This window comes from Arsenicicoccus dermatophilus, assembly GCF_046267915.1.
In the GTDB taxonomy this organism is placed as follows: Bacteria; Actinomycetota; Actinomycetes; order Actinomycetales; family Dermatophilaceae; genus Arsenicicoccus; species Arsenicicoccus dermatophilus_A.
The window spans coordinates 1,814,392-1,839,235 of sequence record NZ_CP176520.1 but is presented as its reverse complement, the minus strand read 5'-3'; the positions used below and the strand labels follow the sequence as shown (position 1 = coordinate 1,839,235).

Annotated in this window: 25 protein-coding genes; 8 read left to right on the top strand and 17 right to left on the bottom strand. The window is 72.7% G+C overall.

The window, feature by feature from the left end:
* Positions 1 to 2: 2 nt before the first annotated feature.
* A complete protein-coding gene (locus ACK2IS_RS08875; protein WP_409482984.1) occupies positions 3 to 1,220 on the bottom strand; it encodes an alpha/beta fold hydrolase in 1,218 nt (405 codons plus the stop codon).
* Between the two features lie 209 nt (positions 1,221 to 1,429).
* On the opposite strand from ACK2IS_RS08875, the gene ACK2IS_RS08870 reads away from it, so the two are divergent.
* From ACK2IS_RS08870 to ACK2IS_RS08845, 6 genes are all read left to right on the top strand, one after another.
* On the top strand, positions 1,430 to 2,215 hold the full coding sequence (locus ACK2IS_RS08870) for a GDSL-type esterase/lipase family protein (RefSeq protein ID WP_409482983.1): 786 nt from the start codon (positions 1,430 to 1,432) through the stop codon (positions 2,213 to 2,215).
* 9 nt (positions 2,216 to 2,224) lie between these two features.
* A complete protein-coding gene (locus ACK2IS_RS08865; protein WP_409482982.1) occupies positions 2,225 to 3,028 on the top strand; it encodes an SGNH/GDSL hydrolase family protein in 804 nt (267 codons plus the stop codon).
* A gap of 41 nt (positions 3,029 to 3,069) precedes the next feature.
* On the top strand, positions 3,070 to 3,885 hold the full coding sequence (locus tag ACK2IS_RS08860; RefSeq protein ID WP_409482981.1) for an SGNH/GDSL hydrolase family protein: 816 nt from the start codon (positions 3,070 to 3,072) through the stop codon (positions 3,883 to 3,885).
* A gap of 95 nt (positions 3,886 to 3,980) precedes the next feature.
* Positions 3,981 to 4,694 (top strand): type 1 glutamine amidotransferase domain-containing protein, encoded by a 714-nt coding sequence (locus tag ACK2IS_RS08855; protein ID WP_409482980.1) that lies wholly within the window; start codon positions 3,981 to 3,983, stop codon positions 4,692 to 4,694.
* A 73-nt stretch (positions 4,695 to 4,767) separates the two neighbouring features.
* Positions 4,768 to 4,965 (top strand): hypothetical protein, encoded by a 198-nt coding sequence (locus ACK2IS_RS08850; protein WP_409482979.1) that lies wholly within the window; start codon positions 4,768 to 4,770, stop codon positions 4,963 to 4,965.
* Between the two features lie 49 nt (positions 4,966 to 5,014).
* Positions 5,015 to 5,680, top strand: a complete 666-nt coding sequence (locus ACK2IS_RS08845; RefSeq protein ID WP_409482978.1) for a recombinase family protein — start codon at positions 5,015 to 5,017, stop codon at positions 5,678 to 5,680.
* A gap of 563 nt (positions 5,681 to 6,243) precedes the next feature.
* On the opposite strand, the gene ACK2IS_RS08840 is transcribed toward ACK2IS_RS08845, so the two are convergent.
* The 8 genes from ACK2IS_RS08840 to ACK2IS_RS08805 all read right to left on the bottom strand — a co-directional run bounded on the left by ACK2IS_RS08840 (position 6,244) and on the right by ACK2IS_RS08805 (position 13,928).
* Positions 6,244 to 8,091 carry a metallophosphoesterase family protein gene (locus ACK2IS_RS08840; protein WP_409482977.1) on the bottom strand — a complete coding sequence of 616 codons (1,848 nt, stop codon included), beginning with the start codon at positions 8,089 to 8,091 and terminating at the stop codon, positions 6,244 to 6,246.
* 204 nt (positions 8,092 to 8,295) lie between these two features.
* Entirely contained in the window at positions 8,296 to 8,604 is a 309-nt protein-coding gene (locus ACK2IS_RS08835; protein ID WP_409482976.1) for a hypothetical protein, read from the bottom strand.
* A 137-nt stretch (positions 8,605 to 8,741) separates the two neighbouring features.
* Positions 8,742 to 9,026, bottom strand: a complete 285-nt coding sequence (locus ACK2IS_RS08830; protein ID WP_409482975.1) for a hypothetical protein — start codon at positions 9,024 to 9,026, stop codon at positions 8,742 to 8,744.
* A 173-nt stretch (positions 9,027 to 9,199) separates the two neighbouring features.
* Positions 9,200 to 11,557: an ATP-binding cassette domain-containing protein gene (locus ACK2IS_RS08825; protein ID WP_409482974.1), complete on the bottom strand. Its 2,358-nt coding sequence runs from the start codon at positions 11,555 to 11,557 to the stop codon at positions 9,200 to 9,202.
* Between the two features lie 87 nt (positions 11,558 to 11,644).
* Positions 11,645 to 12,088: an NUDIX domain-containing protein gene (locus ACK2IS_RS08820; RefSeq protein ID WP_409482973.1), complete on the bottom strand. Its 444-nt coding sequence runs from the start codon at positions 12,086 to 12,088 to the stop codon at positions 11,645 to 11,647.
* Positions 12,085 to 12,555: a single-stranded DNA-binding protein gene (locus ACK2IS_RS08815; RefSeq protein ID WP_409482972.1), complete on the bottom strand. Its 471-nt coding sequence runs from the start codon at positions 12,553 to 12,555 to the stop codon at positions 12,085 to 12,087. Before ACK2IS_RS08815 ends, ACK2IS_RS08820 begins: the two co-directional genes overlap by 4 nt.
* A gap of 142 nt (positions 12,556 to 12,697) precedes the next feature.
* On the bottom strand, positions 12,698 to 13,360 hold the full coding sequence (locus ACK2IS_RS08810) for a hypothetical protein (RefSeq protein WP_409482971.1): 663 nt from the start codon (positions 13,358 to 13,360) through the stop codon (positions 12,698 to 12,700).
* 16 nt (positions 13,361 to 13,376) lie between these two features.
* Entirely contained in the window at positions 13,377 to 13,928 is a 552-nt protein-coding gene (locus ACK2IS_RS08805; RefSeq protein ID WP_409482970.1) for a hypothetical protein, read from the bottom strand.
* A 308-nt stretch (positions 13,929 to 14,236) separates the two neighbouring features.
* Between ACK2IS_RS08805 and ACK2IS_RS08800 the strand changes: the two genes are divergently transcribed.
* Together ACK2IS_RS08800 and ACK2IS_RS08795 are read left to right on the top strand one after the other, a co-directional pair.
* Positions 14,237 to 15,421, top strand: coding sequence for an MFS transporter (locus ACK2IS_RS08800; protein WP_409482969.1), 1,185 nt, complete (start codon positions 14,237 to 14,239; stop codon positions 15,419 to 15,421).
* 130 nt (positions 15,422 to 15,551) lie between these two features.
* Positions 15,552 to 15,905: an RNA polymerase-binding protein RbpA gene (locus ACK2IS_RS08795; protein WP_409482968.1), complete on the top strand. Its 354-nt coding sequence runs from the start codon at positions 15,552 to 15,554 to the stop codon at positions 15,903 to 15,905.
* A gap of 73 nt (positions 15,906 to 15,978) precedes the next feature.
* On the opposite strand, the gene ACK2IS_RS08790 is transcribed toward ACK2IS_RS08795, so the two are convergent.
* The 8 genes from ACK2IS_RS08790 to ACK2IS_RS08755 all read right to left on the bottom strand — a co-directional run bounded on the left by ACK2IS_RS08790 (position 15,979) and on the right by ACK2IS_RS08755 (position 24,785).
* On the bottom strand, positions 15,979 to 16,560 hold the full coding sequence (locus tag ACK2IS_RS08790; protein WP_409482967.1) for an FxsA family protein: 582 nt from the start codon (positions 16,558 to 16,560) through the stop codon (positions 15,979 to 15,981).
* Positions 16,557 to 17,324 (bottom strand): polyprenol monophosphomannose synthase, encoded by a 768-nt coding sequence (locus tag ACK2IS_RS08785; protein ID WP_409482966.1) that lies wholly within the window; start codon positions 17,322 to 17,324, stop codon positions 16,557 to 16,559. Before ACK2IS_RS08785 ends, ACK2IS_RS08790 begins: the two co-directional genes overlap by 4 nt.
* 13 nt (positions 17,325 to 17,337) lie before the next feature.
* Positions 17,338 to 18,897 (bottom strand): apolipoprotein N-acyltransferase, encoded by a 1,560-nt coding sequence (gene lnt / locus ACK2IS_RS08780; protein WP_409482965.1) that lies wholly within the window; start codon positions 18,895 to 18,897, stop codon positions 17,338 to 17,340.
* Positions 18,898 to 19,282: 385 nt separating this feature from the next.
* A complete protein-coding gene (locus ACK2IS_RS08775; RefSeq protein ID WP_409482964.1) occupies positions 19,283 to 19,690 on the bottom strand; it encodes a hotdog domain-containing protein in 408 nt (135 codons plus the stop codon).
* Complete coding sequence (locus tag ACK2IS_RS08770; protein ID WP_409482963.1) at positions 19,687 to 20,502, bottom strand: OAM dimerization domain-containing protein; 816 nt, start codon at positions 20,500 to 20,502, stop codon at positions 19,687 to 19,689. Before ACK2IS_RS08770 ends, ACK2IS_RS08775 begins: the two co-directional genes overlap by 4 nt.
* Positions 20,499 to 22,106, bottom strand: a complete 1,608-nt coding sequence (locus tag ACK2IS_RS08765; RefSeq protein WP_409482962.1) for a lysine 5,6-aminomutase subunit alpha — start codon at positions 22,104 to 22,106, stop codon at positions 20,499 to 20,501. The genes ACK2IS_RS08770 and ACK2IS_RS08765 overlap by 4 nt, the downstream gene beginning before the upstream one ends.
* The gene (locus ACK2IS_RS08760) at positions 22,103 to 23,680 is read right to left on the bottom strand and encodes an amidohydrolase family protein (RefSeq protein WP_409482961.1); all 1,578 of its coding nucleotides are present in this window, start codon (positions 23,678 to 23,680) and stop codon (positions 22,103 to 22,105) included. Before ACK2IS_RS08760 ends, ACK2IS_RS08765 begins: the two co-directional genes overlap by 4 nt.
* A gap of 4 nt (positions 23,681 to 23,684) precedes the next feature.
* Positions 23,685 to 24,785, bottom strand: coding sequence for an L-erythro-3,5-diaminohexanoate dehydrogenase (locus ACK2IS_RS08755; protein ID WP_409482960.1), 1,101 nt, complete (start codon positions 24,783 to 24,785; stop codon positions 23,685 to 23,687).
* Positions 24,786 to 24,844: the final 59 nt, after the last annotated feature.

Genomic DNA, 24,844 nt, shown 5'->3' with positions numbered 1-24,844 from the left:
CCTCAGGGACGGCCGAGCTCGCGCACCAGTCGCTCGACCAGCGACCCCGCCTGGCCCGAGATCCCCTTGCGCGACAGCGCGTTCCAGGCCCGGGAGGTCTCGTCCAGGTGCTCGGTGCGGCCGTCTCGGACCGCGCGGACCACGTCGATCAGGGCCAGCTGGTGGCTGTCGAGGGCACCGTGCCCGGTGTCGGTCAGGCGGGCGAGGACGCCGCCCGGCGCCAGGTCGACGAGGCGCTCGGCGATCGGCGGGGGTGTGCACAGGTCCCGGTCCCCGGTGACCACGACGGTGGGCCAGGCATAGTGCGGGACCTCGGCGACCAGGTCGAGCGGCTCGCCGGCGAAGACCGGCTGGCGGGCCGCCGCCTCCTGGAACGCGAGCTGCGGGTCCAGCGGTCCGCCGTCCGGAGGCAGCCCGTAGCCGAGCTGTCCGAAGGCGATGCCGGCGACCGGGGCGGGCTCTATCCAGCACGGCAGTCCACCCTCGTCGATCTCGTCGATCCCCAACCGGGACAGTCGGTCCCAGACCCACCCCAGGCGCCCGTCCAGCCGGCCCCGCAGCAGCGCGGCGAGCGCCTGCGGCCCGGCGAGCTCGTAGGTCACCTGGACGACGTGGGACAGGGCCGCCATCGGCTCGCCCGCCCCCGCGACCTGGCGCACCAGCGCGGCCACGTCTGCGGTCTGCGGCACACGCCCGTCCCACAAGAGCTCGCGCCGGTATGACCGGGTGGCGGCCAGGTCGTCCACCACGGACAGGATGGGGGAGTCGAGCACCAGGGCCTGGACCAGGTGGGGGTGGCGGACGGCGACGGCCTGGGCGAGATAGGTGCCGTACGACGAGCCGACCACGACCGCCCGCTGCACGCCCAGGTGGGCGAGGATCGCCGCCGTGTCGTCGGCCGCCGCCTCCACCGTGATCGCCGCGCGGGGGATCGCGGCGCCCTCGGTCGTCCGCCCGGACAGGCCCACACCTCGATGCTCGACCATGATCACGTCCAGGCCCTGCCCGGCTGCCCGCCGCCGGAAGGTCGCGTAGGGCAGCACGGACGCCATCCCCGGCCCACCCGGCAGCACCACCACCGGGGTTCGCGACCGTCCCCCGGTGCGCACCCAGGTCACCTCAAGATCCCCTCGCGCGTCCGCACCGAGCGGACGCCGCAGCCCGCCACCCTCCCGGGAGGCGACCCGCCTGGCCCAGCCCTGCATCACGGGAGTCACCACCCGGCGAGCGTAGCCACCGCCGGTCGGGGACACCCCTGCGTGAGGGTGGTGACGTCGCCGCTGGGGTCGTCCGTTGGATCTCGCCGGCGTGCTGGCACGCCGGCGATTGCTGGGCTGTTCAGGTGATCATTTGACGAGCAAGCTGAGGAGCCTATCACTTTCCGTAGTCTCGCAGGAGGTTCCAGACCAGGTGACCGGGGGGAAGTCGTATGAGGTTGATCGCTGCTGTCGTCGCTGCCGCCTGGGCGGCTTCCCTGGAGGTCGGGCCGTCGCTGCCCGCTCCACCTCCACCCCCACCGGTCGCGAGGATCGCCGCGCTCACCACTGGGACCGGCGTCCTGGCGCCGCTGTCGCCCGCCAGCGCCCGGTCGTGGGTCGGTCTGGAACGGCTGCTGTCGGACGACGCCCGGTTCGAGCGCTCCGAGGTCTGGGTCTACGGCGACTCGATCACCGTGCGGTCGGCACGCAACCTGGCTGCCCGGGTCGGCCCCGAGCTGGGCAGCAACATGGCGGTCGACGCCCAGGTGGCCATACCCACCACCCCCGCCACGGAGCGGCTGCTGGACCGACTGCGACGCACCAGGAACCGCCCGCGCGTGCTCGTCTTCGCCCTGGGCACCAACGACGTCCCTGTCACCTACCCGGGGTTGGCACCGTTCAACAGCCGCCCGCAGGACGTCTGGAAGGACCTGGCCGCCGTGCGCCGGGCGATCGGCGCCCGGACCTCGATCGTCTTCGTAGAGGTCTACGCCAACCGACGTTGGGCGCCGAACGACACCGTGCGCCGGGTCGAGCTCGCCAACGCCCGGCTCGTCAACGCCCAGGCCCGCAGGTCGCGGATCCCCGACGCGATCGTCCCCTGGTACGACGCGATGGCACACGACGAGAAGCGCTACCTCCTCGACGGGGTCCACACCACGACCGCCGGGGCGGCCTACCGCGCCTCGGTGATGATGCCGGTCCTCACGCGGCAGTACCGCACGCACCAGGCCTGAGAGGACTCCATGATGGGTATCGTCGCCCTGCTGACCGCCGCCCTGCTGACCGCCGCCCTGCTGACCGCCGCCTCCACGGTCGCCCCGGCCGCGCCCCGGCCCGCCGCACCTGCCGCCTCGGTCCGGATCGCCGTCCTGAGCACCGTGGCCGGGGGACTGGCTCCGTTGAGCCGCAACACCACTCACAACTGGGTGGCCCAGCGGCGCCTGGTGTCGGACCAGGCCCGGTTCGAGAGCGCGGAGGTCTGGGCCTACGGCGACTCGATCACGGTCGGGACGGCGGCGAGCCTCGGCAACCAGGTCGCCCCACAGCTGCGCACGAGCCTGGCGGTGGACGCGCAGAACTCGATCCCCACCACCCCCGCCACGGAGCGGCTGCTGGACCGCTTGCAGCACACCAGGAACCGCCCCCGGGTGCTCGTCTTCGCCCTCGGCACCAACGACGCGCCGGTGCTCTACCCCTCTCTCGCCGTGCCCAACAGCCGACCCGGCGAGGTGTGGCGGGACCTGGCCGCGGTCCGGCGGGCGCTCGGGCCGCGGACGGCGATCATCTTCGTCGACGTCTATCTCGACCGTCGCCATGCCCCCACCGACCGGGTTCGAGCGATCGAGATGGCCAACGCCCGGCTCGTCAACGCCCAGGCCCGCAGGTCGCGGATCCCGGACGCGATCGTGCCGTGGTACGCCGCCGTGGCCAGGGACGAGCGCAGGTACCTCACCGACGGGGTCCACCCCACCCCGGCGGGGGTCGCGCTGCGGACCGCGCTGATCAGGCCGGTCCTCAGGCGGCAGTTCGCGTCGCACCCCGGTTGATCCGGGTCGCCGGACGGACCGGGACGCGGGAGAGTAGCGGCGTGTGGCACCGACCCCGAGACCCCCGCAGGGCCCGCGCCTGCCGAGGCCGCACACACGCCGTCCGCAGGCTCCTCGTCGCCGGGTCGACGCTCGGCCTGGCCGCGGGGTGCGCCGGGCTGCCCTCGGCGGACCCGGCCGGCCCGACGACGGACGACGAGCTGGCCCCATTGAGCGCCAGGTGCACCCATCCTTGGCTGCGGCAGGTCCGGATCCGCTCCGACGACGAGGCCTTCGAGCGCGCCGAGGTGTGGGCCTACGGCGACTCGATCACGGTGTGGACGGCCCGGTCCCTCGCCGAGCAGATCGGTCCGCGGATCGGCACCACGCTGGCGGTCGACGCCCAGTCGTCCATCCCCACGACGCCCGCCACCGAGCGGCTCCTCGCGCGGCTGCGCTCCACCGCCAACCGGCCTCGGGTCCTGCTCTTCGCGCTGGGCACCAACGACGCCGCGGTCACCTACCCCTCGCTCGAGCCCGCCAACAGCGAGCCGATGCAGGTGTGGCGGGACCTGGCCGCGGTGCGCGCCGTGACGGGGCCGGCCACCGCCCTCGTGTTCGTGGAGGTCTACCGGCACCACACCCGAGCGGCCTCGGCACGGATGCGCGCCGTCGAGCTCGCCCACTCCCGCACCATCAACGAGCAGGTCCGGGCCTCGCGGATCCCGGACGCGATCGTCCCGTGGTACGCCGCGATGGCGGCGGGGGAGTCGACCTACCTGGTAGACGGGGTCCACCCCTCCGAGGCCGGCACGGCCTACCGCACCGCCGTGATCATGCCGGTCCTGGAGCAGCAGTACGCCGCCCACCCCGACTGACCGGCGGCCGAGGGTCGCGGCTCGTACGGCCGGGCAGGGCATGCCTGCCTCTTTTCCGGGTATGCGCACCGGCCCCGTCATCCGCAGGAGTCCTCATGGCCCGTCGCACCACCCCCCGCCGCGTCCTCGCCGTCGTCACCAGCACGACCCGGTATGCCGACAAGGGCTACCGCACCGGCCTGTGGCTCGGCGAGCTGACCCACTTCTACGACGTGCTCACCGAGGCCGGGCACCAGGTCGACGTCGTCAGCATCGACGGCGGCCAGGTCCCGCTCGACCCGGAGAGCCTGTCCACCCTGATGCTGCGCTCGGGCGGCACGGGGGAGCGGTACGCCGATCCGTCCTTCATGGCTCTCCTGGACGACACGCCGGGCATCGACGAGGTCGACCCGGAGGACTACGACGCGGTCTACCTCACCGGTGGCCACGGCGTGATGTTCGACTTCCCGGGCAGCGAGACGCTCGGCCGGGTGCTCGTGGCGATGGCGGCGGCCGGCAAGGTCGTCTCGGCCGTCTGCCACGGCCCTGCAGGGTTGCTCGCGGCCCGCGACGCGGACGGCACGCCGATGATCGCCGGGCGCAAGGTCACCGGATTCTCCTGGCCCGAGGAGAAGCTCGCCGGGCGTCAGGACGCCGTGCCGTTCCGGCTCGACGAGCAGTTGCAGGCCCTGGGCGCGAAGTACGTGAAGGCGCGGATCCCCTTCACCAGCAAGGTCGTCCGCGACGGCTTCCTGATCACGGGGCAGAACCCGCAGAGCGCGGCGGACGTCGGCAAGGCGGTCGTGAAGGCGCTGCGGAAGCAGCGCTGACACCTCGTGCCGGCAACGCTGTGTCGTCGCGTCGCACCTCTGCGGAGCGACAACGGGGGATAGGCTGCGCGCCATGACCGGCAACCCGCCCGAGGACCGCCCTGCGCAGGGGGTGCTCGACGCACGCGCCGCGGGCCAGGTCGCCGAGCTCGTGGACGAGGTCGTGAAGTTGGTGGACACCCGCGAGGTGCAGGCGACGGCGCCTGAACGTGCCTACCTGGCAGGGGTTTCTGCCACCTTGCGGACCCAGGCGGCAGGCCCGAGGGCGTAGTCAGACCCTCAGATGTACATCCAAGGACCGTTTGTTGTACACTAGGGGAGTGAGCACCTCTCGTGCGGGGGAGTCCCGCCTCGCCCTCGGTTATGTCCGCGTCTCCACCGTCGACCAGGCCGTCAACGGCCTCAGCCTGGACACCCAGCGCGCCCTGCTCGAGGCCGACGCGGCCCGTCGCGGCTGGCGCCTGGAGATCCTCGCCGACGAAGGCATCTCGGGCACGGACGACCAGCGGCCAGGGCTTCGCGAGGCTCTGACCAGGCTCGATGCCGGGGAAGCCACCGCCCTGATGGTCACCCGGCTGGACCGGTTGACGCGATCCGTCTCCGGTCTCAGTGCCGTGCTGGCGCGAGCCGGCGAGCACGGCTGGGACCTGGTGATGCTCTCGCCGGCCATCGACACCACCGACCCGGCAGGTCGGTTCACCACCTCCATCCTGGCCTGCGCGGCGCAGTACGAGCGCGACCTCATCGGCCAGCGCACCCGCGAGGCCCTGGCGCACAAGAAGGCCCAGGGCGGCCAGCTCGGGCGACCGCGCAACGTGGACGAGTCGGTCGTGCAGCGCATCCAGGCCCAGCGCGCCGAGCGCAAGTCGCTGCGGGCGATCGCCGAGCAGCTCAACGCCGAGGGCGTCCCGACGGCGCAGGGCGGCGCCAGGTGGCACGCGTCGACGGTCAGCACGGTGCTCAAGCTGTATGGCGAGGGGGCCTGAGGGGGATAGGTGTACGCCGGTGAGCGGGGCTGGCGTACACCGAAATGACATAATGTAGATTATCGGCGTTTGCGGTCAGGGGTGCCGCCTGCTTCGATCCGCTCCGCCGGCCCCGCTTGACGCCAGTGCCATGGACACCGCCGCTGCGCGCGTCGGTCCGGCCGTGGCGGCCGCATGCCTCAGGTGTCCGTGACGTTCATGGTCCTCCTTGTCGGCTCGGCGACGCGGGTGCACCCTGGTGCAGCCGGCGGCCCCGTCCCGCCTGTCGCCGCCCTGGATCCCTGCCGCCGTGCCGAGGTCGACGACGCCGCCGGCGCCACTCTCGTCGGTGACGTCCTGGTCGAGCCCCTCACTGGGCGGCCAGGCCGATCCCGCGGCTGATCCGACGGCGCACGGACGACGACCACGTCGACCTGGACGACGCGGACCGGCTTCGGGGTCGGTGCTCCCCCGCCAGGTCACGGTGACCGCCGGGCGTCTCGACATACGGACAGATGGTCCCGGCGGTGGTCCTTCTCCCCCGCCGACGTGGTCACCCCGCGCTCGTCACGCGAGGTCGCAGGTCAGCCCCGTGAGGGTCGCAGGGTGAAGGTGTCGAGCACCCGCGGCTCCTCGTCCGGCCTGGCGACCTCGTGGATCCACGAGGTGACCGTCCCGGTGCCCGAGTCGAAGCACTGGAAGACCACGTGGTCGTTGCTCGCCACGAAGAGGTCGTCGGCTGCCACGCCACCGCTGGTGGGTCGCTGCGGCTGCAGCCGGCCCGGGTCGTCCTGCGGCCAGTAGCTGCGCAGGTCCCACGGGGCGGTAGGCATGGCCCGCCGCGCGCCGGAGGTGGCGTGGTAGGCGCCGTAGGTGTTTCCCGTGTTGGACGCCTCGAGGTAGTGCGTGATCCCGTTGCGGGCCTCGAACCGGTTCCACAGGTGCGAGTGACCGTTGAGGACGAGCTGCACGCCGGCGCGTTCGAGGAGGGGCGCGAGGTCGTTCAGGAGCATGTTGCCCCGCTCCGGGTACTCGTAGCGGATGCCGACGACGGCGCCGGTCGCGTCGCGCTCCTCGATCTGCTCGGGGTCGCCGAAGTGGGGCATCATGTTGTCGCCCAGCCCGTGCGGTCCCTCGTGCAGCTGCACGATCGTGTAGCGGCAGGCCGCCCGCTCCGGGCTGCCCAGCTCCCGCACCAGCCAGCGGTACTGCTCGCTGCCCACCGCGATGCTCTCGAAGACGAACTCGCCGTAGCCGCGCTCCAGGGGCTTGCCCATGGTGGCGGTGGCGTCGTGATAGCGGCTGCTGGTCGCGCGCCGGGCCGGATCGGCGCTGGCCTCGGTGCCGCGCCAGATCCGCGTGACGTAGAGCGTGATCAGCCGAACGTCTCCGATCGTGGTGGCGTAGTAGCGCACTCCCCCGGTCCGCGACGCAGGCAGCGAGGCGAAGATCTCCTCGTAGGTGCGCGAGCTGAAGGAGTTCTGCTCGATCCAGCGCGCCCGCTCGCGGGACCCGCGCGCCGGCACCGTCCGTGCCTCGCGATCGGCGACCGCCCGTGGCACCGCCGCGGTGAAGGCCGCGTTGAGCCCGGGGGCGCCGTCGGTGCGGCCCATGACCTCGTGGTTGCCGATCGCGGGCCACAGCGGGACGTTCTGGATGATGGCGGCACCGGTGCTGACCCGGCCGGACGTGTCCGCCCGGTGGGCGCGCCCCTGCAGCCCGGGGAAGAACGCGCTCCCGCTGCGCGAGTCGAACCACTCCGACGCCCGGTCGGGCACGTTGACCAGGTCCCCGGCGAGGATCACGGCGTCGAGCGCCCCCATGGTGCGGGCGGCGGTCTCCAGGTTGCGCGGGGTGTTGACCTTGTCCTGGTGGTCGCTGGTGAGCATGAGCCGCACCGGTGCGCCGGGAGCCGGCGCCGGCGTGAGGGTGTATGTCGCGGACAGGGCGACCTCCGAGCCGCGGATCGACACGACGCGATAGGGCACGCGGCGCCCGGGTCGCAGCGGACCGACGACCGCCTCGTGCCGCCGCACCACGCGCCGCGTGGGGCGGGCCGGCCTGCGGTCGGCGGGCAGGTCGGAGTCCTGGTCCTCCGCGGTCTGGCTGAGCACGGTCGTGCGCGCTGGGAAGACGGCGATGTCCGGCAGTCGGTGGTGCCCGGCGGCGAGGGGACGGGCGTCGGCGGCGCGCAGCCGACGGACGCCCTCCCCCAGCAGGACCAGGTCAAGGGTGCCTGCGGCCTCGGTGAACCACACCACGCTGACCGAGGTGCGGCGTGGGGCGAGCAGCATGGGATCGGACAGCAGAGCCAGCTGGCCGGTGCGGTCCTGCGGGCGGGGCGTCGCCAGGGCGGACAAGCCGGGAGCGGTGGCACCCGCGGCTCCGGCGAAGATCATGGCAGTCGTGAACTGACGGCGGGTGACGGTCATGCTCGCTCCTCGGGGGATGGGAGGGCGCCCGTCCGCACCAGGAAGACCGACTCACGGCGGGCATTCCCAGTCTCCTGGCCGCAGGTGAAGCCGCGGTGGCGCGGCGGCCAACCGGACCGGTACGGCGGTCGGCGGGGCGGGCTCGCGCACCCCGTGACGCCCGGGGCGGCGATATCGGGCCGGCGGGCCGGCCCTCGCACCCGCTCAGGCGCTGAGCCTGCGCGCCAGCCGTTCCTGCGACCGCCCGGGCAGCGCCGTCGCCAGGTGCAGCTCCATCAGGATGCCCGGCAGCGCCTGCTGACCCGGCAGGACCACGACGAGCTCGTCGTTCGCGTCCTCCACGAGCAGGTGCGCCGGCGGACAGACGCCTGGCGCGGCCACCATGATGAGCTCGCCCTCGGGGGTGGTCAGCTCGAACGAGCCGTCGGCCCGGGTGTGGGTGATCTGGTGCCCGTCGGTGACCAGCAGTCCACCCAGGCCCTCGTCGTCCTCAGTGGTGACTCGTCCGAACATCGGTGTCCTCCTGTCGCACCTGTCCATCACAGAGTGATGAAAAGACTCCATAAAGTCATTTGATGCCACTGTAGGTGGAAATCTCCACTCTGGGGAGGGGGTCCCGCAGGCGTTGTCCGGGCGTTATCAACCGGTCCTCAGGCGATGAGCGCACGAGACCAGCGGCACCGTTCGCCCGACAGGTCCATCAGCATGCCGTCCTCGCCCGCCTCACCGGTCACGGTGACCAGCACGCCGCCCGCGAGCGACTCCACCAGGGCCTGAGCCGGGTGCGCACCGGACAGGCCCATCAGCATGATGTCCTCGGCCCGCGCGTCGAGCTCGAAGGACCCGTCCGGGCGGGAGTGGGTCAGCGACAGCCCGTCGGTGACCGTGATGCCGCCGAGCCCTCGACCCTGGGGGTCCATGATGCGTCCCTGCATGAGTGTGTCCTTCCACCCGACCGGGTGCCACGGGGTCGCGGACGGCTCCGCGGCGGGGGGCCCATGGCTCATCCATCGTGGTGCGCCGCGGCCCGCGAGAGGCGCTGCGCCTGTGAACTGTCGGCGAATGTCGGGGGAAGACGAGGCTGGGCGGATCCGGGGGCGCTGCGCCGTCAGGCGCCGACATACTCCGCCAGGTGCCTTCCGGTGAGGGTGGTGGCGCCGGCGACCAGGTCGGCGGGGGTCCCCTCGAAGACGACACGCCCGCCGTCGTGACCGGCACCGGGCCCGAGGTCGATGATCCGGTCCGCGTGCGCCATCACGGCCTGGTGGTGCTCGATCACCACCACCGAGGTCCCGTCGTCGACCAGCCGGTCGAGCAGCCCGAGCAGGTTCTCGACGTCGGCCAGGTGCAGACCGGTCGTCGGCTCGTCCAGCACGTAGACCGAGGCCTGCTCCCCCATCTGCGAGGCGAGCTTGAGTCGCTGCCGCTCACCACCGGACAGGGTGGTCAGCGGCCGGCCGATGGTCAGGTAGCCCAGGCCCACGTCATCCAGCCGCTGGAGGATCTTGTGCGCGGCGGGGATCCGCGACTCCCCCGCGGCGAAGAAGGCGCTCGCCTCGGTCACCGACAGGGCCATGACCTCGGCGATGTCCTTGCCGCCCAGGTGGTGCTCCAGGACCTCGGGCTGGAAGCCCTTGGCGTCGCACACCTCGCACGGCGCGGACACGGTGTCCATGAAGCCCAGCTCGGTGAAGACCACGCCCGCGCCCTTGCAGGTGGGGCAGGCTCCCTCCGAGTTCGCCGAGAACAGCGCCGGCTTCACGCCGTTGGCCTTGGCGAAGGCCTTGCGGACCGGCTCCAGCAGACCGGTGTACGTCGCGGGGTTGGACCTGCGGGAGCCCTTGATGGGCGTCTGGTCGATGACGACGACCTCCTCGCGCCCGGCCAGCGAGCCATGGATGAGCGAGGACTTGCCTGACCCGGCCACCCCGGTCACGACGCACAGCACCCCCAGCGGCACGTCGACGTCCACGTCCTGCAGGTTGTGTGCGTTCGCCCCGCGGATCTCCAGGCGGCCGGTCGCCGCGCGGACCTCGTCCTTGAGCCGGGCCCGGTCGTCCAGGTGCCGCCCGGTGACGGTGTCGCTCCCCCGCAACCCCTCGACGGTCCCCTCGAAGCAGATCCGACCGCCCGCGGATCCCGCCCCCGGGCCGAGATCGACCACGTGGTCGGCGATCTCGATCATCTCCGGCTTGTGCTCCACCACGAGGACGGTGTTGCCCTTGTCGCGCAGCCGGACCAGCAGCTCGTTCATCCGTCGGATGTCGTGCGGGTGCAGACCCACGGACGGCTCGTCGAAGACATAGGTGACGTCGGTGAGCGAGGAGCCGAGGTGACGGATCATCTTGGTGCGCTGGGACTCTCCCCCGGACAGGGTGCCGGTGGGGCGGTCCAGCGAGAGGTAGCCCAGCCCGATGTCCACGAAGGCGTCCAGCAGGTGCGTCAGGCCCGTGAGCAGCGGCGCCACCTCGGGGCGGTCCAGTCCGCGGACCCACTCGGCGAGGTCGGTGATCTGCATCGCGCAGCAGTCGGCGATGGTGCGCCCCTCGATCCGGGACGCCAGGGCGTGCGGCGCCAGGCGGGTGCCACCGCAGGCCGGGCAGGCCCGGAAGACCACGGCCCGGTCCACGAAGGCCCGCACGTGCGGCTGCATGGCCTCACGATCCTTGGACAGCATGGACTTCTGGATCCGCGGGATGATCCCCTCGTAGGTCAGGTTGATGCCCTCGACCCTGATCTTGGTGGGCTCCTTGTGGAGCAGGTCGGCGAGCTCGGCGGCGGTGAACTCCTTGACGGGCTTGTCCAGGTCGAACCCGTAGCCGGAGAAGATCCGGCCGTACCACCCGTCCATCGAGTAGCCCGGAACCAGGAGGGCGCCGCCCGCGAGGGAGAGGTTCTCGTCGTACACCGCGGTCAGGTCGACGTCCGACACCTGGCCGGTCCCCTCGCAGTCCGGGCACATGCCACCGACGAGGGAGTAGGTGCGCTTCTGCTTCTTGCCCCTGTCGGGGCCCCGCTGGACGGTGATCGCCCCCGCACCGCTGACCGACGGCACGTTGAAGGAGTAGGCCTGGGGCGAGCCGACGTGCGGGTCGCCGAGGCGGGAGAACAGGATCCGCAGCATCACGTTGGCATCCGTGGCGGTGCCGACGGTCGAGCGCAGGTTGGCGCCCATCCGCTCCTGGTCCACCCGGATCGCCGTGGTCAGCCCCTCGAGCAGGTCCACGTCGGGACGGGCCAGGCTGGGCATGAAGCCCTGCACGAAGGACGAGTAGGTCTCGTTGATCATCCGCTGCGACTCGGCCGCGATCGTGCCGAAGACCAGCGAGCTCTTGCCCGACCCGGACACCCCGGTGAAGACGGTCAGCCGCCGCTTGGGGATCTCGACCGAGACGTCCTTGAGGTTGTTCTCCCGCGCACCCCGGACGCGGATCAGGTCGTGGGAGTCGGCGGCGTGCGGGGACATGGTCGCTCCGTCCTGGTGGGTTGCGTCATCATCCTGCCGCACGACGGCCGACGCGTCGCAGCGAGCGGCGCGTCGGCCCGGCCGCGATCAGCGCTGCAGGCCGTGCGAGTGCAGCGGCAGGCGGGCGCGCTCGGGGCCGTAGCGCACCACGTGGGCCAGGCTCGGCGGCCGGATGTCCAGGTCGTAGCACGCCTCGGTGTCGAACCACCGGAACTCCAGACCGGGCACCTGCGCGGTGGCGCGCGTCTTGTCCACGCGCGCCTCGAACGCGAGGTTGATCTCGTGGTGGGCCTCGCCGTCCAGCTCGTAGGCGTTCTCCACCACCGCGACCAGGTCGGCGACCTTCGCCTCCAGGCCGAGCTCGTCGAGGATGTCCCGGTGCAGGGCGGACTTGGCGGACTCGCCCAGGGTGACGGGGCCGCCGGGCAGGAACCAGAAGTCCTGGCCCTCCCGGCGGTTGAGGAGCACGCGAGGGCCGCTGCGGATCACGGCGGACACCACGACGTCGAACGTCTTCGGTCGATTCGTCATGCCTGGACTGTAGGCCGCGCCCGTCCGTCCGGCTCGACGGGGGTCCCGCGGAGCACGTCCAGCGCGGTCGCCCGCACCTCGTAGCGGGACGTCACCCCGGCGGGGGTGCGCCAGAAGCGGCGGTGCAGCGAGCCTGCGACCTCGACGACCTGCCCCGGCACCAACGAACCCGCCTGCTCCGCCGTCTCCCCCGACCAGCAGCCCACGTCGATCGCGTCGACCGTGGGGGCGCGCCGCCCAGGGGGAGCAGCGGTCCCGGCGGACGGTGAACCGCCGCGTCGGACGACGATCCGCAGGCTCACCAGGAGGTCGCCGCTGGGCAGCTCGCGCGTGACGGGATCGGCAGCCACCCGGCCCCGCAGACGCACCTCGTTGACGTCGGCGCCCTCCTCGACCGAAGCAGCATCCGTCGGCTGCTCGTCGACCGTCACCTCGTCCACCTCGCCGGACCCCAGCTCGCCCACCATGTCGTCGTCCACCTCGCCGCGGCCGGGCCGCCGCTCGACCCGCGCTCACCGGCCACGGTGGCACGGGCGCAGGCGGGTCGGCAGGCCGTCGTACGACGCCTGTGGACGACCGCTCCGGGACGCGACGACCTGTGGACGACGGTCAGGATCCGGCGGGTCCGCCGCACCTGCGCCCCAGCCGGACCGGTTCGCGCGGCTGCCCGGTCGCCGGATCAACGCCCACCGTGACCTGTCGCCCGGACGTCAGCCGGAGGACCAGCGTGCCGGGCGCCTGCCACCGGGCGTCGGCAAGCGGGTCGTACTCGGTGCTGACGCAGGCGACGTCCCAGCGCCGGGCCGCGAGGTCGAGGGCCCGGTGCTGCACCGCCACCGTCATGCGGGGGGACACCGGGTCGCCGTCGGTCACCACGTCGGCCTCGTAGGGCTCGGCCACGCCCTCGACCGGCGCCGGCAGCACCCGCTCGTCCCGGTCCGGGTGCACCCCGATCTGCGCGAGCATGCCCACCAGGCCCAGCACCGTGGCGCCGACGGCGGCCACCAGGATCGTCACCACCAGCCGGCGCTGGGCGTCGGTCACCAGGGAGCGCAGGCCCCACCCGAGCAGGGCGTACCCGGCCGCGCCGTGGACGATCGGGTGGTCGAGCAGCTCGTGGACAAGTCGCGAGTCGGTGGGATTGAGGTGCCCCCACAGGGCCGTGAGCAGGACCAGCACCCCGGCACCGAGCCACCACGGGGCACGGCGGCGCGCCCGCCGCAGATGGCCGCCCGGGACGGGCGCGCCGCCGTCGGGGTGGGGTGCGCGCACAGCAGCCACGATCGGGTCAGACCTCGCCCTCGTCGTCCTTGCGCTCGCCGCGGCGGATCAGCGATCCCACGCCCGGCAGCCCCTGCGCCGCGTGGGACAGGTCGGTGACGGCGGTGAGGATCTCGCGCACGTCCGGGGCCAGCTGGTCGAGCTGGCGCAGCGTGCCCGGCAACCGGTCGATGAGGCCGACGACCGCGAGCACCTCGTCACGGTCGACCGAGTCCACGACCTCCGCCGCGATGGGCAGGGCCTTGTCCGCCAGGGGCGTGATGGACGGCATGAGCTGCTCCCCCACCGCCACGAGAGCCTCGGCACGGGCGACGATGCCGGCGACCCGGTCGTTGGTGGCGTCGGCCGCGTCCGCGACCGCGTCGACGTGGGCCCGGGACAGCGCCGCCTGGGCGAGGAGCTCCTCGGCCTGGGCGAGCAGCGCCTCGCCGCGAGAGACCATCGCCTCCACCCGGTCCACGAGGTCGAGGGTGCGCGGCCACAGGTCCGCGGCGTCCGTGACCCCGTCCCTCACGGTGACGGCGGCGGTGAGCAGGTCCGATGGTCCGAGGATGCGCATGGGCCCATCATGCCTGGGGACAGCTCCTGCGGCCCGGTCGACCGGCCGGTTACGATCGGGCCGCCCCGTCGCCGGGGGCGTGACCTGCAAGGAGACCCCCATGACACACGCCGAGGCGCCGGTCGCCCGACGACGCAGCACACGCCACCAACGTGCGTGGTACTGGTACGACTGGGCCAACTCCGGGTACGTCACGACCACGGCGACCGTGCTGATGGGTCCTTACCTCACGAGCATCGCCAACCGGGCGGCCTGCCCGGGGCAGCCGACCGACCAGGTGTGCCGGACCGACCTCTCGGGTCCTGGGCGTGCCGGTCTCCCCCGGGTCCCTCTATCCCTACGTCACCACGATGACCACGCTGCTGTCCGCCGTGCTCCTGGTCGTCGTCGGGGCGGTCGCCGACCGGCACCCGCGCCCGCAGCGGTTGCTCGGCCTCGTCGCCGGGGTCGGCGCCCTGGCGGCCTCGTCGATGTACTTCCTCCAGGGCGCGGCCTGGCAGCTCGGCGTCGCGCAGATCATGGTGGCCTCCCTGTGCCTGGGCGCGACCTTGGTGATCTACGACGGCATCCTGTGCCGGATCGCCGGGCCCGACGACCGGGACCGGGTGTCGTCCCGCGGCTGGGCCCTGGGGTATGTCGGAGGTGGCCTGCTCCTCGCCCTGAACCTCGCCCTGCTCACCCTGAAGGGACGGCTGGGCCTGGACACGGGCACGGCGGTGCGGGTCAGCCTGCTGAGCGCCGGGCTGTGGTGGGGGGTGTTCACGCTCGTCCCGGTCCTCGGGCTCCGGGACCTCCCCGGGCGCGAGCTCGTGCCCGACCTGCCGCCGCAGGCGCGTGGTCGCGGCGTCGGCGCCGGCGCCTTCGCCCAGCTCGGGGACACCCTGCGCGAGCTGCGAGGTCATCCCCAGACCCTGCTCTTCCTCGCGGCCTATCTGTTCTTCAACGACGGCATCCAGACGGTCATCTCGGCGTCGAGCCTGTACGGCTCCCGCGAGCTGGGGATGACCGACACCCAGGTGCTCATGACCTTCCTGCTCGTGCAGGTCGTCGCGGTGGGCGGTGCGCTGGGCTTCGGCCGGATCGCCCGGAGAGCGGGAGCCCGCCGCACGGTCCTCGGCTCGCTCGTGGTGTGGACCGCGGTCGTGGCCATCGCGTTCTTCGTCCCGGCGGGCGTGTTTCCCGCCTTCGCCGCGCTCGGCGCCCTGATCGGGATCGTCATGGGCGGTTCCCAGGCCCTCTCCCGCTCGCTCTACAGCCAGCTCGTCCCCGCCGGGCGCGAGTCGGAGTTCTTCAGCCTCTACCAGGCCATGGAGCGGGGTACCAGCTGGTTCGGCACCTTGCTGTTCGGTCTCGTGCAGCAGTGGACCCACTCCTACCGGCTCTCGATCCTGGCGCTCGTGGCGTTCTTCGTCGTCGGTGGAATCCTCTTGGCGCGCGTGGACGTTCGCGCCGGGATCCGGGCAGCGGGCAATCCGGAGCCGCTGATCGTCTAGAATAGGAGGGTTGACCGCTACTGAACGTCATCGATTCCGGCGTTAGGGTCGCCCGGTTTGCTGGTTCGGGCACGCGGGTATGGCCTCGGGCGAAGCACGAGGCACGTCACCGATCGAAAGGGGAACGGACATGGCCGAGCGGTCACTGCGCGGATCGCGCCTCGGGTCCTTCAGCATGGAGACCGATGACGGGGTCGTTCCCAGCGAGCGACAGCTCGTCTCCTACACCTGCCCCAACGGCCACGTCACGGAGCTTCCCTTCTCCATCGAGGCCGAGGTGCCCGGCACCTGGGAGTGCCGCTGCGGCGAGCTCGGTCGGCTCCAGGGCGGGGACGCCCCTGTCGAGAAGCCCGCCAAGCCGGCACGCACCCACTGGGACATGCTCCTGGAGCGCCGCTCCATCAAGGAGCTGGAGGAGCTCCTCGAGGAGCGCCTGGAGCTGCTGCGGGCCTCCCGCGGCGAGAAGCCCAAGCGTTCGGCCTGAAGCAGGTCACCCGCACGCGACCTACGGCCCGGCACCCTCAGGGTGCCGGGCCCTCGTCGTGCGGCGGTCGGCGTCAGAGCACCTCTCCCTCGATCACGTCGTCGTCCGAGCGAGTCGCCCGCGTGGCCCCCGGCCCGGCGCCGCGCGGGCTGGTCCCCGGCCCTGGGGTGGATCCCGCCGCGCCTGTCGTCGCCCAGGACGGGGTGGGTCCGGCGGTCGACGACGGATGGATCCGGACGCCGGGCGCCGAGGCGAGCAGCTGACGGGTGACCACGCGGGTCAGCAGCCGCCGGGCGACGGCACGGGTCCCGGGCAGGATGCAGGCGAACCCCAGCACGTCGCTGAGGAAACCGGGCGTCAGCAGGAGCGTCCCGCTCACCAGGACGAGCGCGGCGTCGGAAAGCTCTCCGGCGGGCAGTCGCCCGCTCGCGAGCGCACCGCGCAGCGAGGTCCAGGCGGCGCGCCCCTCCCGCTTGACCAGCCAGGCACCGATCGCCGACTCGAGCAGCAGCAGGCCGATCGTGGGCCAGCCCCCGATCACCCGCCCGATCGCGACGATGACCGCGATCTCGAGCGTGGGCACGACGAGCAGCAGGACGAAGGCCAGCAGCGGCCAGCGGGACCCACGAGGACGACGATCGGCGGGAGCGCTCACAAGGTGTTCCAACGCCCCTGACCGCGTCGGCGTTCCACGAACCGACGAGCCTGCTCGCCCCGGTGCTTCAGGCCCCACGTCGTGATCCGCTGCATGGACTCGCGGACGATGTCGCCGTTCATCTTGGAGACCCCGGTCTCGCGCTCGACGAAGGTGATCGGGACCTCACGGATGGTGATGCCGGCCCGGACCGTGCGCCAGGTCAGGTCGGTCTGGAAGCAGTAGCCGTGCGACTCGACCCCGTCCAGGCCGATGCGGCGCAGCGTGTCGGCGCGGTAGGCCCGGAAACCGGCCGTCGCGTCGTGAACCGGCATCCCGAGCAGCGCGCGGATGTAGTAGTTGCCGCCGACGCTGAGGAACTTGCGGTGCCAGGGCCAGTTGACGATCCCGCCGCCGGGGATCCACCGCGAGCCGATGACCAGCCCCACCTGCGGGTCGTCCAGCGCCTTCAACAGGTCGGGCAGCTGCTCAGGGCGGTGGGACAGGTCGGCGTCCATCTCCACGAGCACGTCGTAGCCGTCGCGCAGCCCCTGCTCGAAGCCCGCGAGGTAGGCCTTGCCGAGGCCCTCCTTGCCCTGCCGGTGCATGACCCGCACGTGCGGGTCTCGAGCGGCGATCTCGTCGGCCAGCCGGCCGGTGCCGTCCGGGGACCCGTCGTCGAGCACGAGCACGTCGACCTCCGGGGCGGCGGCGCGCAGGCGCTCCAGGCAGCGAGGGAGCGTCTCACGCTCGTTGTACGTCGGGATCAGGACCAGGGTGCGCATGGTGTCAGACCGTTCACGGGAGTCGGGGTGCGTAGGTGGAGGTCGTGCGTGGCTGGGCCGTCCGGGCGACGGCTCCTAGGGCCATGATCACCATCGACAGCCAGACCGCCAGATCGTTCACCCGCACGGCGGGGGTGATCTCCGTCCGACGCGGCAAGGTGTCACGCAGCGCAGCCGGGGTGAAGAGCGCCGTCTGCTGGTGGGTCGCCCCGTCCGGGGTGATCAGGGCAGAGGTGCCGACCGTCGAGACGTGCACCACGGAGCGGCCCAGCTCGACCGCGCGCACCCGGGAGATCGCCAGCTGCTGGTAGGACTCGTCGGTGTAGCCGAACGTCGCGTTGTTGGTCTGGACCGCCAGGACCTGCCCGCCGTGCGTGACCGCGTCGCGCATCAGGTCGTCGTAGGCGCTCTCGAAGCAGATACCGATGCCGACGGGCACCGGCCCCCGGGAGGTCGGGGCGGTGATCACGCCGACCTCCTCCCCTGCTGCGAAGTCGTGCGTGAGCAGGTCGACCTTGTCGCTGAAGTGCCGGAAGAACGAACGGTAGGGGATGTACTCGGCGAACGGGACCGGGTGGCGCTTGGCGTAGTGCGCGGTCGGCCCCTTGGAGCCCTCCCACAGCAGCGTGGTGTTCCTGATCTGGTCGTGCGGGCCGTACCGCAGGGTCCCCACCAGGATCGGGGCGTTGGCCGCGACCGAGGCCGCGGTGATGACCTGCCCGGCGTCGGCGTTGGCGACCGGGTCGATGTCCGAGGCGTTCTCGGGCCACACCACCAAGGCGGGCTCGCCGCGCCCGGCGGTCACCTGGGCGGCCACGGCCTGACGGGTGACCTCGGCGTGGTTGTCCAGCACCTGGCGACGCTCGGCGTTGAAGTCCAGCCCGGCACGCGGCACGTTGCCCTGGACGGCGAGGACGTCGACGGGGGTGCCGTCGGTGGGTACGGTGAGCAGGGCTGGCCCCCACAGGATGACTCCCGCCCCGGCGAGCGCGCCGGCGGGTCGGGTCAGGGCCCGGGGCGAGCGGGCGGCCCGGTGCCGCGCGGCGCGCCCGACCCCCAGGAACCCGGCGGCGAGCAGGCCACCGGCGAGGGCGACCGCGAACGTCAGACCGGGTGTCGCGACATACCGCACGAGGGGCAGCGTCGGGGCGTCGGCCATGGCGAAGGCGATCTTGAGCCAGGGGAAGCCCCCGAACGGGGTCACGGAGCGCAACCACTCCCCGGTGCACCAGGCCGCCGCGACGACCACGGCGTAGGGCAGCTGCCACCCCCGCGGGGCCCGCTTGCCGAGGGCGCCGCACGCGGCACCGGTCAGGCCGACGTACGACGCCTCCAGCAGGGCGAGCGCGACCCAGGGGAGGTTGCCGACGTAGATCCCGGACCAGTGCAGGGCGGGCAGGTAGGCGGCCAGTCCCGCGAGCACCCCCAGCCCGAGGCCGCGGGTCACCCCCGCTCCCCGGGTGGCCAGGGCTACCAGCCCGATGCCGACGGGGGCCAGGAACCACAGGTCGTGGGCCGGCCACGAGAGCCACAGGGCGAGGCCGCCGAGCAGGGCGAGGGCGAGTCGGGACACCGCGTCACCCTAGCCGGGCGGAGGGCCTTGCGGGGTGCAGCACGGCCCGCATGCCGTTGGGGCCGCCTCGGGCCGGTCTCCGGACAGGTCCGGTGCCAGGGCCGTGACGTTTTCTACTAGGCATGCGGGCCGCGCTGCTGCCCGAGGATGGCGGGCAACCACCGTCAACCTATTAGGTGACCGTGTGTAACTGTCAACACCGCCCTGACCTGCGGTTTCGGGTGTTTCCGCAGGTCAGGGCCGGGGGTGTTATGACCCTTAATCGTCCGATACGCGGCGTGTCGCAAAGAACACGCCGTGTGACGAAACGGTTACGTTCCGTCCAGGTCGTGCCCCGTCGTCCCCGGGACGGCCGACATCTCGCCGAGGGTGATCGGGGTGAGGGTCAGCCCTCGCTGGGTGCCGGTACCACCACCACGCCGCGGGCCGTCGTCGCCACCACCGGAGGGTCCAGCAGGTCGGCCGCCGACTCGCCGCGCGCAGGGTTGCCCCGGGCGACCACACGCACCTCGAAGTCCATCTCCCGAGACCGGCGACCCGCCCGCACCAGCGTGCAGCTGATCTCGAGGCAGTCCCCCGCCCGGACCGGCGCCCGGAACTGGACGTCGCTGTAGGACGCGAAGAGCCCCTCGTCGCCGTCGGTGCGGATGCACATCTCCGTGGCCACGTCGCCGAACGCCGCCAGGGAGTAGGCCCCGTCGACGAGGTTGCCGGCATAGTGCGCGTGGCTGTAAGGGACGTAGCGGCGGTGGACGACGGTGGTGCCCACCGCGGGGCCGGTGCCTGCGCTCATCGGGTCTGCTCCTTCGTGGTCGTGGTCGTGGTAGGGCTGTCGGCGCCCTGCCGCTGCGCCAGGGCGTGGACGAGGTAGGACGCCACCTCGCCGGGCGTCGTGCCCTTGCCGAAGATCCGGTCCACGCCGAGCTCAGCCGTGGCCGACTCGTCGAACCGCGGGCCGCCCACCACGAGCAGCGGGGTGGTCCCCGCCGGATAGGCCTCCCGGAAGGCGGCGGACATCTCCTGGGTGTTGGTGATGTGCGCGTCTCGCTGGGTCACCACCTGGGAGACCAGGATGGCGTCGGCCTTCTCGGCCCGGGCCCGCTCGACGAGGTCCGGGACCAGGACCTGGGCTCCGAGGTTGACGACCTTGATCTCGGAGTAGTACTCCAGGCCCTTCTCCCCCGCGAAGCCCTTGATGTTGAGGATCGCGTCGATGCCCACGGTGTGCGCGTCGGTGCCGATGCAGGCGCCCACCACCACCAGCGGCCGCCGCAGCTGCTTCTTGATGGCCGCGTTGACCTCCTTGGCACCCAGCAGCGGGTAGTCCCGCTCCACCACGACCACGTCGCGCAGGTCGACCAGGTGGTTGACGCTGCCGTAGACCACGAAGAAGGTGAAGTCGGGGCCGATCGCCTTGGCGTGTACCAGGAGCGCCGGCTTCAGGCCCATCTTGTCCGCGAGCTGCAGCGCCGCCCCCTCGGCCCGCTTGTCGTGCGGGATCGGCAGCGTGAACGACATCTGGACCATGCCGTCGCCGGTCGTGTCGCCATACGGCCTGATGATGTCGGGGAGGGCGCGCTCCCCCGACCGGTCCTCGCCGCTCACCTGCTGCCTCCCGTCGTCGTGGCGACGCCCTCGTCGAGGAGCGTGATCGCCGGGTTGTCGTAGTCGTCGGCCTTGCGGACCACGCCGTCCAGGCCCTTGCCCGCGTCGGCCGGCCGCTTCATCAGACCGAAGGTGCCGTCCGCGATGGCGTCGAGCAGGGTGTCGTCGGCGATCCGTTCGAGCAGGTCGACCGCCTCGGACAGGACCTGCCGGGCGCGGTTCTGGATGAACCCGTCCGTCGGCGGCCGGAAGTCCTCCCGCAGACCGCGGCCCGCCTCGAGCGCGTAGCGCACGTTCTGCAGGGCCAGGTCGCGGTCGGACAGGAACGGCGTCACGACCGCCTCGGTCATCATGCCCACGAGCAGGATCCCCTGGTCGGTCAGTCCGCCGACGAAGTTGAAGAAGCCGTCGAGCAGGTAGCCGCGAAAGACGTCGCCGGTCATGTGCTTGGTCGGTGGCATCCACTTCAGCGGGGCCTCGGGGAACAGGTCGCGCGCCAGCATCGCGTGCGCCAGCTCCATCCGGAAGGAGTCGGGCAGCTCCGGGACGATCTCGAAGGCATGCCCCAGACCGAGCTGCCAGTCCTCGAGCCCGGCCTCCTTGGCGAAGTACTCGTTGAGCAGCTGGCTGACGGTGACGGTGTGCGCCGCCTCGACGGCGTCCGCCGTCGTGAGGTAGTTGTCCTCGCCGGTGTTGATGATGATCCCGGCCCGGGCGTGCACCTGACGGCTGAACCGCTGGTCGACGAAGGTGCGGACCGGGTTGATGTCGCGGAAGAGGATGCCGTACATCGAGTCGTTGAGCATCATGTCGAGGCGCTCCAGGCCCGCCAGCGCGGCGATCTCCGGCATGCACAGGCCCGAGGCGTAGTTGGTCAGCCGGACGTAGCGACCGAGCTCCTTGCTCGTCTCGTCCAGCGCCGCCCGCATCAGCCGGAAGTTCTCCTGCGTGGCATAGGTGCCGGCGTAGCCCTCACGGGTGGCCCCCTCGGGCACGTAGTCCAGCAAGGACTGCCCCGTGGACCGGATCACCGCGATGATGTCCGCTCCCCCGCGCGCAGCAGCCTGGGCCTGCGGGATGTCCTCGTAGATGTCGCCGGTGGCGACGATCAGGTAGACCCAGGGACGCGACGGCGCGTCGCCGACCTTCGCGATCAGGCGCTCGCGGGCGGCCCGCTGTCTGTCGATCTGGGTGATCCCGGGCCTGACGCCGCGCATCGCCAACGTGCGAGCGGTGATGAGCTCCTTGCCCTCGGGCAGGCGGAAGTCCGCAGCCCCGGCGGCGGCCTTCTGCGCCAGCGTGACCAGGTCCGGGGCGACGCCCCGGGCGATCGCGTCGTAGGCCGGGGTGGTGACCCCGTGCTCCAGGCCGACCTGCTCGCGGACCGTGTCGACGAGGTGGTTGACCCACGGGACGCGCTCGTGGTCGGCGCCGGACAGCCCCGCGAGGCGCAGGGTCGCGCGCTCGACCGAGACGGTGGTGTGCTGCTGCGCGAGCCGGACCACGGGGCCACCGGCCCTGCGCGCCAGGGTGCGCGCCCGCCGGACGACGTCGGGGTCCAGCTCCAGGTGCGCGCGCGGTGGACTCGCTGCGGCGCGGGTCATGACAGGGCTCCTTCGGTCGAGTGGATGATGCGCCCCCCGACGACGGTGAGCACCGCCGTGGGGTTGTCGGTGCCCGGCGCCAGCAGCGGCAGGCCGGGGGTGTGCAGCCGCTCCTGCTGGTGCTGGAGGAGCTGGTCGGGGTCCAGGTCCCACACCACCAGGTCGGCGGGCAGGCCCACGTCGAGCTGGCCCCGCCAGTCCTCGGCGATGGCGGACCAGCCGGCCCGGGTGTGGGCCCGGAAGGCCTCGCCCACCGACAGCCGCTCCTCCGGGGAGCGGTGCCAGCGGGCCGCCCGCACGGTGCCCCAGGGGTCGAGCGGGGTCTCCGGCGCCGTCGAGGTCAGGTGCAGGTCCAGGCCGTCGGTCACGAGGGACGCGAGCCGCACGTAGGCCTGGACGCGGGAGGGTCCCAGGCGCCTGGCCAGGACACCGTCGGGGGCGCCGAGGTAGGCGTCGACCTGGGGCACCCGGGCGACGCTCACCGCCAGGTCGATGAGGGTCCCGAGGACCATGTGGTCGGCCACGGACTGGGTGAGGGTGCGGTGCCGCAGTGCCCGGAAGCGGTCCAGGCCCACCTGGCGGACCGCCAGCCGCAGCCCGGCCGCAAGCTCCTGGGCCGCCCGGTCCCCGAAGGCCACCAGGTTGCTCTGCACCCCCACCTGGGAGGTCACCACCATGTGCTCGGCGATGGCCTCGGCGGGGAGCGGGTCGGGCCCGGCGTAACCCGGGGCGTCGGCATAGGGCTCGACCAGCGCGGCACGGCGCAGCCGCACCAGGCCGTCCACGGGGACGTAGCAGCCCTGCAGCCCTAGGTCGCGGACCAGCGCGAGGGGCTCGTCGGCGGACGTGCACAGACGGTCGAGGTAGTGCTTGATCACCGGGAGCGGCATCGACTCGTCCCCCGCCCCGCGCAGCTCCACGACCGAGGACTCGCTGCCGTGGTGCAGGTGCACCGCGCCGATGCCCTGCGCCGCCGCCAGGCGCAGCAGCCCGAGGGTCTGCTGCCGGTGCTCCCGAGGGGTCCGCAGCCGCGGCAGCACCTGCCGCAGGTCGTCCACCTGCACGGGCCCGAGCTCGTCCGGCCAGGTGACGCTGTCCGGCAGGTGCTCCTGGGCCAGGGCGCGCAGCGCGCCGCACGCGACGCCGGCGCCCAGCCCGGCCCGGATCATCAGGGCCGGGCGGTCGCCGGAGGCGCGGGCCAGCTCCTCGGGCGTGGGCGCCCGCAGCTCGGGCCACAGGCTCTCGTCGTAGTCGCGGGCGAGGAGCGGACCCGTGCCGGAGCTCGCCGCCGCCGCGACCCGGTCCAGGGCGTCGGCCAGCGACGTGGCGGCGCCGAGGTCCACCGCGCCCACCAGGTCACCGGCCTGCGCGCAGAGCAGCGCCGGCTCGACGAAGGGCGTGGTGACCAGCCGCCCGCCGAGGTCCACGACCACCTCGGCGTCGGCGGCCTGGGCGTCGGCCTCGTCCTCGTCGCCCACCCACAGCACCCGGGTGCCGTCGACGAGCAGGGCCGTGGGGAAGCCCCGGGTGGGGACGTAGACCTGTCCGTTGCGGTAGAGCGTGCGGACTCGCATGCGCTCAGTCTGCCGTGGGGGCGATCCGCCGGGTGAAGAGGGAACGGACCTGGGCGTCGGACCGCACCAGGTCCAGCGCCAGCGCGGCGTGACCGGGGGTGTAGCCGTTGCCCACCAGCATGCGCACGTCGGCGGCCAGGCCCTCCGCGCCCAGCGCGGCGGCGCTGAAGGACGTCGCCATGGAGAAGAAGATCACGGTCCCGCCCTCGCGGGTGACCAGGATCGAGGGGTGCTCGCAGCCGGGGACGTCCACGCACACGACGGTCACGTCCGCCGGTCCGCCGGCCGCCTCGACCGCGCCCAGCAGACCCAGCGGGTCCCGGGCGTCGGCCAGCACGACGTGGTCGGCCAGGTCGGTGCCGCGCAGCAGCCCGGCCTCGGCCTCGAAGGGCACCACCGCGGTCAGCGTCCCGGCACCCGCGCGCCGGGCGGCGGCCAGCGACAGGGACCCGGACTTGCCGGCGCCACCCAGCACCAGGACCGAGGGGGCCTCGCCGGTGCGGTCGTGGTGCTCGCGGACCACGCGGTCGACCAGCGCCGGGGCGCCGCACACGTCCATCACCATGAGGGCGAGCTCGGGCTCCATGTCCTCCGGGAGCACCGCCGCGATGGACCGGCCGAACAGGATCGCGTGGCCCTGGGCGGGCACCCGCTCGTCCTCGCCGTCCCAGCGCCGCAGTCCGTCGGTGATCTGCAGCGGGGTCAGGCTCAGCGACACCAGCGTGGCGATCCGGTCGCCCACCTGCAGGCCGAGCGTCGACCGCGGCCCGACCTCGGCGACCGTGCCGATGAGCATGCCGCCCGAGCCCGTGACGGGGTTCTGCATCTTGCCGCGCTCGGCGACGATGTCGAGCACGGCCTGGCGCACCCCGGCCGCGCCATGAGCCTCCCGCAGCTGGCGGTAGCTGGCCGCGTCGAGGTTGAGCGTCTCGACGTCGACCCGGACCTCGTCAGGCCACAGCTGCGGGCGGGCGTCCAGGCGGCGGGCCGCCTGCGGCAGGGCCGGGCGCTCACCGTCCTGCAGGACGACGCGGTGCAGCCCGTAGGGCGAGGAGGGGGTCGCCGGCGGGGTCTGGGTGGTCTCGGGCGTCACGGTGCCGCTCATGTCGAATCTCCGCTCTGAGATGGTCTCGACGACAAGATGTGCTGCCCGCAGTGTTGCAC